The following is a 13170-nucleotide window of genomic DNA, read 5'->3' on the forward strand; positions in this document are numbered from 1 at the left end:
ACCTCACGGTGAGTGTGTGTTGGGATCACTAATCGCCGTGGGGGCGGGGATGGTTGGTTGGCTGCGGGCCGTCAGTGGCTGGTCGCGCAGTTCCCCGCGCCCCTAGGTCCGCTGCTGCCATCGCATGCCATTGACCTGCCCCGGCTCGTCTCCGATCACGTACCGCACCCTGCGGCCGTGCACCCGGCGTGCGGGTGCGCGGCAGCCCCGCGGACGGCAGCCGCGCGCGAGGCGGGCGTAGCGGTCCGCGGAAGCGGCATGCACTGTCGGAGTCATCGCGGGCAAGCCTATCGAAAGATCAGCTGCGTCCGTGCCGCAGTGCGGGGTGTTCGCCCGCCGCGACCAGGTCGGAGACCGCCGCCTTGGGGTCCTTGCCCGTGACCAGGGACTCACCGACCAGAACCGCGTCGGCGCCGGCGTTGGCGTAGGCGATGAGGTCGTGGGGGCCGCGGACGCCGGACTCGGCGATCTTGACGATGTGGTCCGGGATCTCGGGGGCGACGCGCTCGAAGGTGCCGCGGTCGACCTCGAGGGTCTTGAGGTTGCGGGCGTTGACGCCGATGACCTTGGCGCCGGCGTCGACCGCGCGCTCGACCTCGTCCTCGTCGTGGACCTCGACGATCGGGGTGAGTCCGATGGACACCGCCCGCTCGATGAGGGACTCCAGGGCGGGCTGGTCGAGGGCCGCCACGATCAGCAGGGCGAGGTCGGCGCCGTACGCGCGGGCCTCCCACAGCTGGTACGACGTGACGATGAAGTCCTTGCGCAGGACCGGGATGTCCACGCGCGCGCGGACGGCCTCCAGGTCGGCCAGCGAGCCGCCGAAGCGGCGCTGTTCGGTGAGGACGGAGATGACGGCCGCGCCGCCCGCCTCGTAGTCCGCGGCGAGCCCGGCCGGGTCGGCGATCGCGGCCAGCGCGCCCTTGGAGGGGCTGGAGCGCTTGACCTCGCAGATGACCTTGACGCCGTCGCCGCGGAGGGCCGCCACGCCGTCCTTGGCCGCGGGAGCCTTCGCCGCGCGCTCCTTGAGCTCGTCGAGGCTGACGCGCGCCTGCCGCTCCGCGAGGTCGGCACGGACTCCGTCGATGATCTCGTCGAGCACACTCACGCGAGCGGCCCCCTTCCAGACGGTTGACAGTTCCAGCGACCAATGAAAAGAGGTGGTCACTGCGATGGTATCCGGAGGAAGGCGTAGGCCTCGCATCCGGTTGACGCCGGTCCCACTACCTGGACGTTCGCCAATTGATCAAGGGTGCAGCCAGCCACCGAACGGCAGGTTCCGGACAACCGTGAAGACCAGCAGCAATGCGCCGACGGTCCAGAGGTGCACGGGTCCCAGCTCGAGCCGCAGCGGTCGCCCGCGCGCGGTACGGACCACCCAGACGGTCCACAGCACGGCGAAGCCCAGATAGCCGAGCACGGCGGGCGCGTTGGCCTGGAGGGCGGTCAGGAAGTCCCCGTGGACGAACGCGTGCGCGCTGCGCAGTCCCCCGCAGCCGGGGCAGTACAGGCCCGTGAGGCGCAGCAGCGGACAGACCGGGTAGTGGCCCGGCTCGTTGGGGTCCACGGCGCCGACATACGCGAAGGCGCCCGCGACGGCCGCGAGGATCCCCGCGGGCACGGCCAGCCGTCCCGCCCTCGCCGCGTACGGCGTCACCCTGTGGCTGTCGGCGTTCACGCCTTGCATTGTGCCTCGCCCGGCCCGGACACGCGTGAGGGGCGGCACGGGGCCGCCCCTCAGGAAACTCGTACGCGACTGCCGTCCGGCGCTCAGCTCTCGGTCTGCGCCGAGGTCACGAGCGCCTTGTGAGCATCCTTCGGCATGCCCAGACCCATCGCGCTCATGATCCAGCCGATGATGCCACCGGCGACCACGATCACCATGCCCGCCCAGAATCCCAGCGGCTCGGCCAGCACCATGAAGGCGCCCGCGACGCAGAAACCGATGAAGGCGATGGTGACACCGGTCCAGGCGGCCGGGGTGTGACCGTGGCTGCTGCCCGCCATGACTTGCTCCTCGTTGCTGTAAACGTGTCTGAGCCGAACGCTCAGCACCCATTGTTCCGCACGCGTGCGGAACAGGTGAGCGGGGGTGGGCCTGGCGAGTCGACGCAGGGCGAGCGCAACCTGCCTAGGGGCGCGGGGAACTGCGCGACCAGCCCCCACCGGCCCGCAGCCTCCGTACGACCGCTACGCCCCCGTAGGGTCTTCCCCTCGATCCAGCGCCTTCCACATCTCCTCAGGCCGATCAGGATCCGCAGCCTTCGCCCTACGGACAGCCCGCGGCGCACCGTTCCGCTCATACCGCCCGGACATCGCAGGCCACATCCGCCCGTACCGCAGCGCGAGCAACCCGGCCAGCAGAATCAACGCCCCGCCGACAACAGCTACGTACGGCCAAGCGGTATGGCTCAGCCCGGCAACCGTCGCGCCCGCATCGCCGGAGGCCTTCGCGGCCTGCTCATCCAGCGCGGACGAGTCATTCGCACCGAGCAGCGCCGCGGCGACGATCCCCGCACCGGAGAGCGCGAGGAGCCCGGCGACAGCGAAACGGCCCGCCTTGCGGACGGCGAAGACGGCGACGAGAGCGGCGAGGCCCACTATGGCAAGGGCGGCCGGGACTCCGGTCACGTCGCTGCCCTTGGCGGTCAGCGGGAAGTCGCCGCCGGCCACGGTCGCGGTGCCCTCCGACCACTGCTGGCGGGTCGCGAGCAGCGCCACGGCCGCGCCGAGCGCGCCGGAGAGTAGGGCTACGGCGAGGCTGAGCCGGCCGGCCCTGGCGGGTCCGGCGGCTTCGGAACGGGGGTGAGGAACGGCAGTCACGTACTCCACTATCGCCCGAACCCCGGGCGAACCGTCACCCGGGGTTCGTATGAGAAGCGCCCTATTGCCCGAGTCGGTTCGCCGTGTGCACCGCGCGCAGCACCGCGGCCGCCTTGTTACGGCACTCCTGGTCCTCGGCGACCGGGTCGGAGTCGGCGACGATTCCGGCGCCGGCCTGGACGTAGGCCGTGCCGTCGCGGAGGAGGGCGGTGCGGATGGCGATGGCGGTGTCGGAGTCGCCGGCGAAGTCGAGGTAGCCGACGCAGCCGCCGTACAGGCCGCGCCGGGACGGTTCGAGTTCGTCGATGATCTGCATCGCGCGCGGCTTGGGGGCGCCGGAGAGGGTGCCCGCGGGGAAGCAGGCCGTCAGGACGTCGAAGGCGGTGCGGCCCTCTGCGACCTTGCCGGTGACCGTCGAGACGATGTGCATGACGTGGGAGTACCGCTCGATGGACATGAAGTCGACCACCTCGACCGAGCCGGGCTGACACACGCGCCCGAGGTCGTTGCGGCCCAGGTCGACCAGCATCAGGTGCTCGGCGCGCTCCTTGGGGTCGGCGAGCAGTTCGTCGGCGAGGGCCTGGTCCTCCTGCGGGGTGGCGCCGCGCCACCGGGTGCCGGCGATGGGGTGGACCATGGCCCGCCCGTCCTCGACCTTGACCAGGGCTTCGGGGGACGATCCGACGACGTCGAAGCCGTCGAAGCGGAAGAGGTACATGTACGGGGAGGGGTTCGTCGCCCGCAGCACCCGGTACACGTCCAGCGCGCTGGCCGTGCAGGGCGTTTCGAAGCGCTGCGAGGGGACGACCTGGAAGGCCTCGCCCGCGCGGATGCGCTCCTTGATGTCCTCGACGGCCTCCTGGAAGTCCTCGCCGCCCCACAGCGCGGTGTACTCGGGGAGTTCGGAGGGCGGCAGGACGGCGGGCGGCTGGGCCACCGCGCGGGACAGGTCCGCTTCCATGGCGTCCAGGCGGGCCACCGCGTCCGCGTAGGCCTCGTCGACGCCGGTGTCGAGGTCGTTGTGGTTGATCGCGTTGGCGATCAGCAGGACCGAGCCCTCCCAGTGGTCCATGACCGCGAGGTCGCTGGTGAGGAGCATGGTCAGCTCGGGCAGCTTGAGGTCGTCGCGCTCGCCGGGGCCGATCTTCTCCAGGCGGCGCACGATGTCGTAGCCGAGGTAGCCGACCATGCCGCCGGTGAAGGGCGGCATGCCCTCCTGGTGGGGGGTGTGCAGGGCCTCGATGGTGGCGCGCAGGGCGGCGAGGGGGTCGCCGTCGACGGGGACGCCGACGGGCGGGGCGCCGAGCCAGTGGGCCTGGCCGTCCCTCGACGTGAGGGTCGCGGCGGAGCGCACGCCCACGAACGAGTAGCGGGACCAGGAGCGGCCGTTCTCCGCGGACTCCAGCAGGAAGGTGCCGGGGCGCTCGGCGGCGAGCTTGCGGTAGAGGGCGACCGGGGTGTCGCCGTCGGCGAGGAGCTTGCGCGTGACCGGGATGACGCGGCGGTCGGTGGCGAGCTTGCGGAAGGTCTCGAGGTCCATGGCGGCTGACCTTACTGATCCGAGGCGGACACGCCGGAATCGGCGTCCTTGAGCAGCACGTCGGCGTCGAAGCAGGTGCGCGCGCCGGTGTGGCAGGCGGCGCCGACCTGGTCGACCTTGACCAGCACGGTGTCGGCGTCGCAGTCGAGCGCGACCGACTTGACCCACTGGAAGTGCCCGGAGGTGTCGCCCTTGACCCAGTACTCCTGGCGGCTGCGCGACCAGTAGGTGCAGCGGCCGGTGGTCAGCGTGCGGTGCAGAGCCTCGTCGTCCATCCAGCCGAGCATCAGCACCTCACCGGTGTCGTACTGCTGGGCGATGGCGGGGACGAGCCCGTCGGCGGCGCGCTTGAGGCGGGCGGCGATCTCGGGGTCGAGGTTGCTGGGCGGGGGCGTGCTGGTCATGGTTGCCATTGTGCCGCGCGCCACTGACACAGTCGGCGCGGTGTCCACTGTGCGGACCCGACATACGGTCGTAGGCTGACGGCATGTCGACTTTCGCCAAGCGTGAACGACTTCTGCTCGCCGATCTCCTGGAGACCGCCGGTCCCGAGGCCCCGACCCTGTGCGAGGGCTGGCAGACCCGGGACCTCGCCGCGCACGTGGCGGTGCGTGAGCGCCGCCCCGACGCCGCCGGGGGTCTGCTCATCAAGCAGCTCGCGTCCCGACTGGACAGGGCCATGGAGGAGTTCACGGCCAAGCCGTACGAGGAACTGATCCAGCTGATCCGTACCGGCCCGCCGCGCTTCTCGCCCTTCAACCTCAAGCAGCTCGACGAGGCGTCCAACACGATCGAGTTCTACGTCCACACCGAGGACGTCCGCCGCGCCCAGCCCGACTGGACCCCCCGCGAGCTCGACCCGGTCTTCCAGGACGCCCTGTGGACCCGCCTGGAGCGCACCGCCCGCCTGATGGGCCGCAACACCCCCACCGGCCTCGTCCTGCGCCGCCCGGACGGCCAGACGGCGGTCGCCCACCGCGGCACCCCGGTCGTGACGGTGACCGGCGAGCCCTCGGAACTCCTGCTGTTCCTCTACGGCCGCCAGAACGCCGCGGAAGTGACGCTGGACGGCGACAAGGACGCGATCGCCAAGCTGCACGAGGCGAAGGAGCTGGGGATCTAGGGCTGCTTCGGGAGCTCGGCGCGGCGCAGGTCCGGTACGCACAGGGCCACCACCCCGCCGAGCCCGCAGACGACCGCGCTGACGACGAACACCGGGCCGGTCCCCCACACCCCGATGGCCGCGGCGGACAGCGGCATGCTCAGCGGGGCGAGGCCCAGGCTCACCAGACTGGCCACAGCGGTGACCCGGCCCAGGTAGGCGGGGTCGGCCTGGGTCTGGAGCAGGGCCCCGCACATCGCGCCGCTGAGCCCGGCGAGCAGTCCGACCAGCAGGGCCGTGCCGACGGCGACGACGATGCCGGGCGCCCGGGCGAGGGCGCCGATCGCGACCGAGCCCGCGATGATCGTGCACGCCGCCACCCACCCCGCGTGCGGCAGCCGACCGCGCACGGTCAGCAGCAGGGACGCGGCACCCGCGCCGACGCCGAACCCGGCGAGCATCCAGCCCATCCCCGCGGCGCCCCAGCCGCGCTCGTCCGCGAGGAGGGTCAGTCCGATGTTGAGGGGGCCGACGAAGCCGAGGTCGCCGAGGGCGATGGCCAGCATCAGCGGGGCGAGGACACGGTGGCCGCGGATGTAGCGCAGACCGGCCGTCAGGTCGCTCCATGCGGTGCCCCGGGCCTCGGCCGTCCTGTCGTCGGCGGGCACCTCCCGTATCCGTACGGAGACCAGCAGCGGTACGGACACGGCGATCAGCAGCCCGGCGAGGCCGAACGCCGCCGCCGAGCCGCCGAGCGCCACCCCGAGCCCGCCGAGCGGTCCGCCGACGACACTCGCGAAGCGGATGCCCAGACCCCGCATGCCCTGCACGCGCGCGAGCTGGTCGCGTGACGTCACGCGCGCGGGGAGGGCGCCCACGGCCGGCACGAACACCGCGTCGACGGCGCCGAAGACCAGGGCCAGCGCGGCCAGCGGCCACAGGCCCGGGCTGGTGAGGAACAGCAGCACCGCCACCGCCAGCACCGCCGCGCAGCGCACCACGTCACTCCCGATGACGACCCTGTGCGGCCCGAACCGGTCGGCGATCACTCCCCCGCCCAGCATCAGGACCGCCCGCGGCAGCGCGCTCGCCGCCATCACGAGGCCGGCCTGCGTGGGGCTTCCGGCCTGTACGGCGGCCCAGGACAGGGCGATGTAGTAGACGCTGTCGCCGACCATCGAGGAGGTGTAGGCGGCGAGCCAGCGCAGAACGTTGCCGTCACGGTGGGCGGGTCTGTCGACGACGTCCGGGGCCATGAGCGTGGCGGTCACGGAAGTGGCCTCTCTCAGACGCGGAACGGGAATCCGTACAGGTGCAGCGCGACGTTCTCGCGCCCCTGGGTCGCCCCGGCGGCCTCATGGGCGCGCCCCTGCTCGTCGTACCTCTTGAGCACGTCGTGCAGTTCCTTCTTCAGCTCGGCCAGCTCACCGGCCGTCAGCCGCAGGAGCGACTCCGAGTCGTACGCGGCCTCGTTCCACTCCGGTCCCCAGTGGGCGCGCTCGTCCAGGTACGTGCGGTACATGTCGGAGCGCTGCTCCTGGAAGAGACGGGACGCCGCAAGGTGCGCCGCGACCTTCTCCGGGGCGTCCTGGAAGTCCTTGTCGCGGACGGTGACCCCGTCCGAGGTCGGCCGCCACCAGCGCTCCCGGGCGTCCGTACTGCGCGACTGCGCCTCTTCGACGAGGCCGTGCTCGGCGAGCTTGCGCAGGTGGTAACTGACCAGGGAGACGGCCTCGTCCACCTGCTCGGCGAGTTGCGAGGCGGTCGCCGCCTCAGCCACGAACAGCAGCCGGTAGAGCTTCATCCGCAGCGGATGAGCAAGGGCCTTGAGCGTGCCCAGGTCGGTGATCCGGCGGTTCTCCTTGCTTGCCATGCCCCGACCCTAGATGCGAAAGAAAAATTGCACAACAAATTTTGCGCAACATTCCTTTCGCATCCGCCCACAAGTAAGCCCCGACCACCAAGTGCCCGGGGCTTACCTCAACGCCTCACACGCGTCACCGCACGGGGTGTCCGGCACCCCTCAACGCGTCCTTCACCTCGCCGATCCGCAGATCCCCGAAGTGGAAGACCGACGCCGCGAGCACCGCGTCCGCACCCGCCTCGATCGCCGGAGCGAAGTCGGCGAGCTTGCCGGCGCCGCCGGAGGCGATGACCGGAACCGTCACGTGCTTGCGGACGGCGGCGATCATCTCCAGGTCGTAGCCGTCCTTCGTGCCGTCCGCGTCCATCGAGTTGAGCAGGATCTCCCCCGCGCCCAGCTCGGCGGCCCGGTGCGCCCACTCGACGGCGTCGATGCCGGTGCCCTTGCGGCCGCCGTGGGTGGTGACCTCGAAGGTGCCCTCGGGAGTGCGCCGCGCGTCCACCGACAGCACCAGCACCTGGCGCCCGAACCGCTCCGCGATCTCCTTGATCAGCTCGGGGCGCGTGATGGCGGCCGTGTTCACGCCCACCTTGTCCGCACCCGCCCGCAGCAGCTTGTCCACGTCCTCGGCCGTACGGACACCGCCGCCGACCGTGAGCGGGATGAACACCTGCTCGGCGGTACGGCGCACCACGTCGTACGTGGTCTCGCGGTTGCCCGAGGACGCGGTGATGTCCAGGAACGTCAGCTCGTCGGCGCCCTCGGCGTCGTAGACCTTGGCCATCTCGACGGGGTCGCCCGCGTCGCGCAGGTTCTGGAAGTTGACGCCCTTGACGACCCGGCCGTTGTCCACGTCCAGGCAGGGGATGACTCGTACGGCGAGGCTCATGCTGCGCTCTCTCCTCGGAACGCCTCCACCTCGACCTCGACGACCAGACTGGGGTCCACGAAGCCGGAGACGATGATCATGGATGCGGCGGGCCGGACGGCGTCGAACAGCTCCTTGTGAGCACGTCCGACCTCGTCCACGTCCCGGCCATGGGTGAGGTACATGCGCGTACGCACGACGTCCGCCGGGCCGAGCCCCAGCTGCTCCAGCGCCGCGAACGCGACGTTGAAGGCGTTGACCGTCTGCTCGTACGGGCCGCCCCCGGCGATCTGGCCGTCCACGATCGAGGTGCAGCCGGAGACCAGCACCAGGCCGTTGGGCAGCTCCACCGCGCGGGAGTACCCGAAGGTCTCCTCCCAGGGCGCGCCGGTCGAGACGCGTCGCAGATCGCTCACTCGGCCACCGCCTCCAGGGCCTCTTCCAGCGTGAACGCCTTCGCGTACAGGGCCTTGCCGACGATGGAGCCCTCGACACCGAGGGGTACCAGCTCGGCGATGGCCCGCAGGTCGTCCAACGACGACACGCCACCGGAGGCCACGACCGGCCGGTCCGTGGCCGCGCAGACGTTGCGCAGCAGCTCCAGGTTCGGGCCCTGGAGCGTGCCGTCCTTGGCGATGTCCGTGACGACGTACCGCGCGCAGCCCTCCTTGTCGAGGCGCTCCAGCGCCTCGTAGAGGTCGCCGCCCTCACTGGTCCAGCCGCGGCCCTTGAGGGTCGTACCGCGCACGTCGAGACCGACCGCGATCTTGTCGCCGTGCTCGGCGATGACCTTGGCGACCCACTCGGGGCTCTCCAGGGCGGCGGTGCCGAGGTTCACGCGGGTGCAGCCGGTGGCGAGGGCGGCGGCCAGGGAGGCGTCGTCGCGGATGCCGCCGGACAGCTCCACCTTGATGTCCATCGCCTCGGTGACCTGGCGGACCAGGTCCCGGTTGTCGCCGGTGCCGAACGCGGCGTCCAGGTCGACGAGGTGCAGCCACTCGGCGCCGGCCCGCTGCCAGGCGAGGGCGGCCTCCAGCGGGGAGCCGTACGAGGTCTCCGTGCCGGACTCGCCGTGCACGAGACGGACGGCCTGGCCGTCACGGACGTCGACGGCGGGCAGGAGTTCGAGCCGTGAGAGCTTCGAGGGCATCAGAGGGTTCCGATCCAGTTGTTCAGCAGCTGCGCACCGGCGTCGCCGGACTTCTCGGGGTGGAACTGCGTGGCCCACAGGGCGCCGTTCTCCACGGCGGCCACGAAGGGCTTGCCGTGCGTGGACCAGGTCACGAGCGGTGCCCGCAGCGCCGGGTTCGAGGTCTCCAGGGTCCAGTCGTGGACGGCGTAGGAGTGCACGAAGTAGAAGCGGGCGTCCGCGTCCAGGCCGGCGAACAGCTGGGAGCCGGCCGGTGCGTCCACGGTGTTCCAGCCCATGTGGGGCACGATGTCGGCCTGGAGCGGCTCGACCGAGCCGGGCCACTCGTCGACGCCCTCGGTCTCCACGCCGTGCTCGATGCCGCGCGCGAAGAGGATCTGCATGCCGACGCAGATGCCCATGACCGGGCGCCCGCCGGCGAGCCGGCGGCCGATGATCCAGTCGCCGCGTGCCTCCTTGAGGCCCTTCATGCAGCTGGCGAAGGCGCCGACGCCCGGCACCAGCAGGCCGTCGGCGTTCATGGCCTTGTCGAAGTCACGCGTTATCTCGACCTCGGCCCCGGTACGGGCGAGGGCCCGCTCGGCGGACCGGACGTTGCCGAAGCCGTAGTCGAAGACGACTACCTTCTTGGCGGACGCGCTCAATTCCACACCTCCAGCCTCATGACGCCCGCGACGAGACACATCGCGGCGCCGATGGAGAGCAGCACGATCAGCTGCTTCGGCATCCCCTGCTTGACGAAGGAGTAGACCCCGCCGGCCAGGAAGAGACCGACGACGATCAGGACGGTCGACAGCCCGTTCACAGCGCGCCCTTCGTGGACGGAAGGATGCCGGCCGCGCGCGGGTCACGCTCGGAGGCGTAGCGCAGGGCCCGGGCCAGCGCCTTGAACTGGCATTCCACGATGTGGTGCGCGTTGCGACCGTACGGCACGTGCACGTGCAGCGCGATCTGGGCCTGGGCGACGAAGGACTCCAGGATGTGCCGGGTCATCGTGGTGTCGTACTCGCCGATCATCGGCGCCATCTTCTCGGGCTCGGTGTGCACGAGGTAGGGGCGGCCGGACAGGTCGACGGTGACCTGGGCGAGGGACTCGTCCAGCGGGACCGTGCAGTTGCCGAAGCGGTAGATGCCGACCTTGTCGCCGAGCGCCTGCTTGAAGGCGGCGCCGAGGGCGAGGGCGGTGTCCTCGATGGTGTGGTGCGAGTCGATGTGCAGATCGCCCTCGGTCTTCACGGTCAGGTCGAACAGACCGTGCCGGCCGAGCTGGTCGAGCATGTGGTCGTAGAAACCGACACCTGTCGACACATCGACCTTGCCGCTGCCGTCGAGATCGATCTCGACGAGCACGGAGGTCTCCTTCGTGACTCGCTCCACGCGTCCTACGCGGCTCATGCGCTCTGCTCCTTCTTCAGTTCACGTACCGCGTCGAGGAACGCGTCGTTCTCTTCGGGGGTTCCGGCGGTGACCCGCAGCCAGCCCGGCACCCCGTTGTCCCGGACCAGGACACCCCGGTCGAGGATCTGCTGCCACACGGTGTGGGAGTCGTCGAACCGCCCGAACTGCACGAAGTTGGCGTCCGACGCCGTGACCTCGTACCCGATCGCCAGCAGCTCGGTGACCAGCCGGTCCCGCTCCGACTTCAGCTGCTCGACGTACTTGAGCAGCGTGTCGGTGTGCTCCAGGGCGGCCAGGGCGGTCGCCTGGGTGATCGCCGACAGGTGGTAGGGCAGCCGTACGAGCTGTACGGCGTCCACGACCGCCGGGTGCGCGGCGAGGTAGCCGAGGCGCAGGCCCGCCGCGCCGAAGGCCTTCGACATCGTCCGGGAGACGACGAGATTCGGCCGGCCTTCGATCAGCGGCAGCAGCGAGGCGCCGTGGCTGAACTCGATGTACGCCTCGTCCACCACGACCAGCGAGGGTTTGGCGGCCTGCGCGGCCTCGTACAGCGCGAGGACCGTCTCGGCCGGGACCGCCGTGCCGGTGGGGTTGTTGGGCGTGGTGATGAAGACGACGTCCGGCTTGTTCTCGGCGATCGCCTTCTCCGCCGCCGCCAGGTCGATGGTGAAGTCCTCGTTGCGCGGGCCGGAGATCCAGCCGGTGCCCGTGCCGCGCGAGATGAGCCCGTGCATCGAGTACGAGGGCTCGAAGCCGATCGCCGTACGACCCGGTCCGCCGAAGGTCTGCAGCAGCTGCTGGAGGACCTCGTTGGAGCCGTTCGCGGCCCACACGTTGGCGAGCCCGACCTCGTGACCGGACGTGTCCGTCAGGTACTTGGCGAGCTGGGTGCGCAGTTCTACGGCGTCCCGGTCCGGGTAGCGGTTGAGGTTCCGGGCGGCTTCACGGACCCGCTCGGCGATGCGCTCGACCAGCGGCTCGGGCAGCGGGTAGGGGTTCTCGTTGGTGTTCAGCCGTACGGGGACGTCCAACTGGGGCGCGCCATAGGGGGACTTGCCGCGCAGCTCGTCCCGTACGGGGAGATCGTCGATGCCGAAAGTCACTGACCGGGTACCTTCCAACCGAACCGAGCCTTGATCGCCGCGCCGTGCGCGGGCAGGTCCTCCGCCTCCGCCAGCGTGACCACGTGATGCGCTACGTCGGCCAGCGCGTCCTTGGTGTAGTCGACGATGTGGATGCCCCGGAGGAAGGACTGCACGGACAGCCCGGAGGAGTGGCAGGCGCATCCGCCGGTGGGCAGGACGTGGTTGGACCCGGCGGCGTAGTCGCCGAGCGAGACCGGCGCCCAGGGTCCGATGAAGATCGCACCGGCGTTGCGGACCCGTTCGGCGACGTCCTGCGCGAGAGCCGTCTGGATCTCCAGGTGCTCGGCGCCGTACGCGTTGACGACCCGCAGCCCCTCGTCGACGCCGTCGACGAGCACGATCGCGGACTGACGGCCCTCCAGGGCCGGGCGGATCCGGTCGTCGATGTGCTTGCTGGCCGCGACCTGCGGCTCCAGCTCCTTCTCGACCGCGTCCGCGAGCTCCACGGAGTCGGTGACCAGGACGGCCGCCGCGAGCGGGTCGTGCTCGGCCTGGCTGATCAGGTCGGAGGCGACGTGCACCGGGTCGGCGGTGTCGTCCGCGAGGATCGCGATCTCGGTCGGGCCGGCCTCGGCGTCGATGCCGATCTTGCCGGTGAAGTAGCGCTTGGCGGCGGCGACCCAGATGTTGCCGGGGCCGGTGACCATGTTGGCGGGCGGGCAGGACTCGGTGCCGTACGCGAACATCGCGACGGCGGTCGCGCCACCGGCGGCGTACACCTCGTCGACGCCGAGCAGCGCGCACGCGGCGAGGATCGTGGGGTGCGGGAGGCCGTCGAACTCGGCCTGCGCCGGGGAGGCGAGGGCGATCGACTCGACGCCGGCCTCCTGGGCCGGGACCACGTTCATGATCACGGAGGACGGGTAGACGGACCGGCCGCCGGGCGCGTACAGCCCGACCCGGTCGACCGGCACCCACTTCTCGGTGACGGAACCGCCGGGCACGACCTGGGTCGTGTGGGTGCTGCGGCGCTGCTCGCGGTGGACGAGACGGGCGCGGCGGATGGACTCCTCGAGCGCGGCACGCACGGCCGGGTCGAGCTCTTCGAGAGCCTTGGTCAAAGCCTCCGCCGGAACCCGTACGGATTCCAGCCGTACCCCGTCGAACTTCTCGGCGAAATCGATCAGCGCCGCGTCGCCCCGATGATGCACGGCCTCGCAGATCGGACGCACCTTCTCCAGGGCGGCCTGAACGTCGAAGTCGGCTCGGGGCAGCAGGTCGCGCAGGGCGGGACCCTCGGGGAGGGCGTCGCCGCGCAGATCGATTCGGGAGATCACGGG

18 protein-coding genes are annotated in these 13170 nt (G+C 71.0%); 1 reads left to right on the forward strand and 17 read right to left on the reverse strand.

The window, feature by feature from the left end; translation table 11 throughout:
• Positions 1-102: 102 nt before the first annotated feature.
• The 7 genes from trpM to hisI all read right to left on the reverse strand — a co-directional run bounded on the left by trpM (position 103) and on the right by hisI (position 4767).
• Positions 103-276: a tryptophan biosynthesis modulator TrpM gene (gene trpM, locus ACFY0U_RS17225; RefSeq protein WP_388636027.1), complete on the reverse strand. Its 174-nt coding sequence runs from the start codon at positions 274-276 to the stop codon at positions 103-105.
• Between the two features lie 22 nt (positions 277-298).
• On the reverse strand, positions 299-1108 hold the full coding sequence (trpC, locus tag ACFY0U_RS17230; protein ID WP_388636029.1) for an indole-3-glycerol phosphate synthase TrpC: 810 nt from the start codon (positions 1106-1108) through the stop codon (positions 299-301).
• Between the two features lie 138 nt (positions 1109-1246).
• Positions 1247-1687 (reverse strand): DUF2752 domain-containing protein, encoded by a 441-nt coding sequence (locus ACFY0U_RS17235; RefSeq protein WP_388636031.1) that lies wholly within the window; start codon positions 1685-1687, stop codon positions 1247-1249.
• An 83-nt stretch (positions 1688-1770) separates the two neighbouring features.
• Positions 1771-2007 carry an HGxxPAAW family protein gene (locus ACFY0U_RS17240; protein ID WP_046261892.1) on the reverse strand — a complete coding sequence of 79 codons (237 nt, stop codon included), beginning with the start codon at positions 2005-2007 and terminating at the stop codon, positions 1771-1773.
• A gap of 183 nt (positions 2008-2190) precedes the next feature.
• Positions 2191-2832, reverse strand: coding sequence for a TIGR02234 family membrane protein (locus ACFY0U_RS17245; protein WP_388636034.1), 642 nt, complete (start codon positions 2830-2832; stop codon positions 2191-2193).
• A 52-nt stretch (positions 2833-2884) separates the two neighbouring features.
• Complete coding sequence (locus ACFY0U_RS17250; RefSeq protein WP_388636036.1) at positions 2885-4363, reverse strand: anthranilate synthase component I; 1479 nt, start codon at positions 4361-4363, stop codon at positions 2885-2887.
• An 11-nt stretch (positions 4364-4374) separates the two neighbouring features.
• Complete coding sequence (hisI, locus tag ACFY0U_RS17255; protein ID WP_266828410.1) at positions 4375-4767, reverse strand: phosphoribosyl-AMP cyclohydrolase; 393 nt, start codon at positions 4765-4767, stop codon at positions 4375-4377.
• An 83-nt stretch (positions 4768-4850) separates the two neighbouring features.
• Here hisI and ACFY0U_RS17260 point away from each other — a divergent pair, with 83 nt between their 5' ends.
• The gene (locus tag ACFY0U_RS17260) at positions 4851-5486 is read left to right on the forward strand and encodes a TIGR03085 family metal-binding protein (RefSeq protein ID WP_388636038.1); all 636 of its coding nucleotides are present in this window, start codon (positions 4851-4853) and stop codon (positions 5484-5486) included.
• On the opposite strand, the gene ACFY0U_RS17265 is transcribed toward ACFY0U_RS17260, so the two are convergent.
• The 10 genes from ACFY0U_RS17265 to hisD all read right to left on the reverse strand — a co-directional run bounded on the left by ACFY0U_RS17265 (position 5483) and on the right by hisD (position 13167).
• Entirely contained in the window at positions 5483-6736 is a 1254-nt protein-coding gene (locus tag ACFY0U_RS17265; RefSeq protein ID WP_388636040.1) for an MFS transporter, read from the reverse strand. The two genes, ACFY0U_RS17260 and ACFY0U_RS17265, sit on opposite strands and share 4 nt — an antisense overlap.
• A gap of 14 nt (positions 6737-6750) precedes the next feature.
• A complete protein-coding gene (locus ACFY0U_RS17270) occupies positions 6751-7338 on the reverse strand; it encodes an ArsR/SmtB family transcription factor (protein WP_388636042.1) in 588 nt (195 codons plus the stop codon).
• Between the two features lie 124 nt (positions 7339-7462).
• Positions 7463-8218: an imidazole glycerol phosphate synthase subunit HisF gene (hisF, locus tag ACFY0U_RS17275; RefSeq protein WP_388636044.1), complete on the reverse strand. Its 756-nt coding sequence runs from the start codon at positions 8216-8218 to the stop codon at positions 7463-7465.
• Positions 8215-8613: a RidA family protein gene (locus ACFY0U_RS17280; protein ID WP_388636046.1), complete on the reverse strand. Its 399-nt coding sequence runs from the start codon at positions 8611-8613 to the stop codon at positions 8215-8217. The genes hisF and ACFY0U_RS17280 overlap by 4 nt, the downstream gene beginning before the upstream one ends.
• A complete protein-coding gene (gene priA, locus ACFY0U_RS17285) occupies positions 8610-9347 on the reverse strand; it encodes a bifunctional 1-(5-phosphoribosyl)-5-((5-phosphoribosylamino)methylideneamino)imidazole-4-carboxamide isomerase/phosphoribosylanthranilate isomerase PriA (RefSeq protein ID WP_388636048.1) in 738 nt (245 codons plus the stop codon). Before priA ends, ACFY0U_RS17280 begins: the two co-directional genes overlap by 4 nt.
• Positions 9347-9997, reverse strand: a complete 651-nt coding sequence (hisH, locus tag ACFY0U_RS17290; RefSeq protein ID WP_388636050.1) for an imidazole glycerol phosphate synthase subunit HisH — start codon at positions 9995-9997, stop codon at positions 9347-9349. Before hisH ends, priA begins: the two co-directional genes overlap by 1 nt.
• On the reverse strand, positions 9988-10152 hold the full coding sequence (locus ACFY0U_RS17295; protein ID WP_388636052.1) for a hypothetical protein: 165 nt from the start codon (positions 10150-10152) through the stop codon (positions 9988-9990). Before ACFY0U_RS17295 ends, hisH begins: the two co-directional genes overlap by 10 nt.
• Positions 10149-10742 (reverse strand): imidazoleglycerol-phosphate dehydratase HisB, encoded by a 594-nt coding sequence (gene hisB / locus ACFY0U_RS17300; protein ID WP_020137489.1) that lies wholly within the window; start codon positions 10740-10742, stop codon positions 10149-10151. Before hisB ends, ACFY0U_RS17295 begins: the two co-directional genes overlap by 4 nt.
• Entirely contained in the window at positions 10739-11848 is a 1110-nt protein-coding gene (locus ACFY0U_RS17305; RefSeq protein WP_388636054.1) for a histidinol-phosphate transaminase, read from the reverse strand. The genes hisB and ACFY0U_RS17305 overlap by 4 nt, the downstream gene beginning before the upstream one ends.
• Entirely contained in the window at positions 11845-13167 is a 1323-nt protein-coding gene (gene hisD, locus ACFY0U_RS17310; RefSeq protein WP_388636056.1) for a histidinol dehydrogenase, read from the reverse strand. Before hisD ends, ACFY0U_RS17305 begins: the two co-directional genes overlap by 4 nt.
• Positions 13168-13170: the final 3 nt, after the last annotated feature.

This window comes from Streptomyces sp. NPDC001536, from assembly GCF_042894505.1.
In the GTDB taxonomy this organism is placed as follows: domain Bacteria; phylum Actinomycetota; class Actinomycetes; order Streptomycetales; family Streptomycetaceae; genus Streptomyces.

Bases quoted from the DNA above. Each gene is read 5' to 3' on its own strand.
- trpM (WP_388636027.1), bottom strand. From the start codon at position 276: ATGACTCCGACAGTGCATGCCGCTTCCGCGGACCGCTACGCCCGCCTC.
- ACFY0U_RS17235 (WP_388636031.1), bottom strand. From the start codon at position 1,687: ATGCAAGGCGTGAACGCCGACAGCCACAGGGTGACGCCGTACGCGGCG.
- ACFY0U_RS17240 (WP_046261892.1), bottom strand. From the start codon at position 2,007: ATGGCGGGCAGCAGCCACGGTCACACCCCGGCCGCCTGGACCGGTGTC.
- ACFY0U_RS17250 (WP_388636036.1), bottom strand. From the start codon at position 4,363: ATGGACCTCGAGACCTTCCGCAAGCTCGCCACCGACCGCCGCGTCATC.
- hisI (WP_266828410.1), bottom strand. From the start codon at position 4,767: ATGACCAGCACGCCCCCGCCCAGCAACCTCGACCCCGAGATCGCCGCC.
- ACFY0U_RS17260 (WP_388636038.1), top strand. From the start codon at position 4,851: ATGTCGACTTTCGCCAAGCGTGAACGACTTCTGCTCGCCGATCTCCTG.
- ACFY0U_RS17270 (WP_388636042.1), bottom strand. From the start codon at position 7,338: ATGGCAAGCAAGGAGAACCGCCGGATCACCGACCTGGGCACGCTCAAG.
- hisF (WP_388636044.1), bottom strand. From the start codon at position 8,218: ATGAGCCTCGCCGTACGAGTCATCCCCTGCCTGGACGTGGACAACGGC.
- priA (WP_388636048.1), bottom strand. From the start codon at position 9,347: ATGCCCTCGAAGCTCTCACGGCTCGAACTCCTGCCCGCCGTCGACGTC.
- hisB (WP_020137489.1), bottom strand. From the start codon at position 10,742: ATGAGCCGCGTAGGACGCGTGGAGCGAGTCACGAAGGAGACCTCCGTG.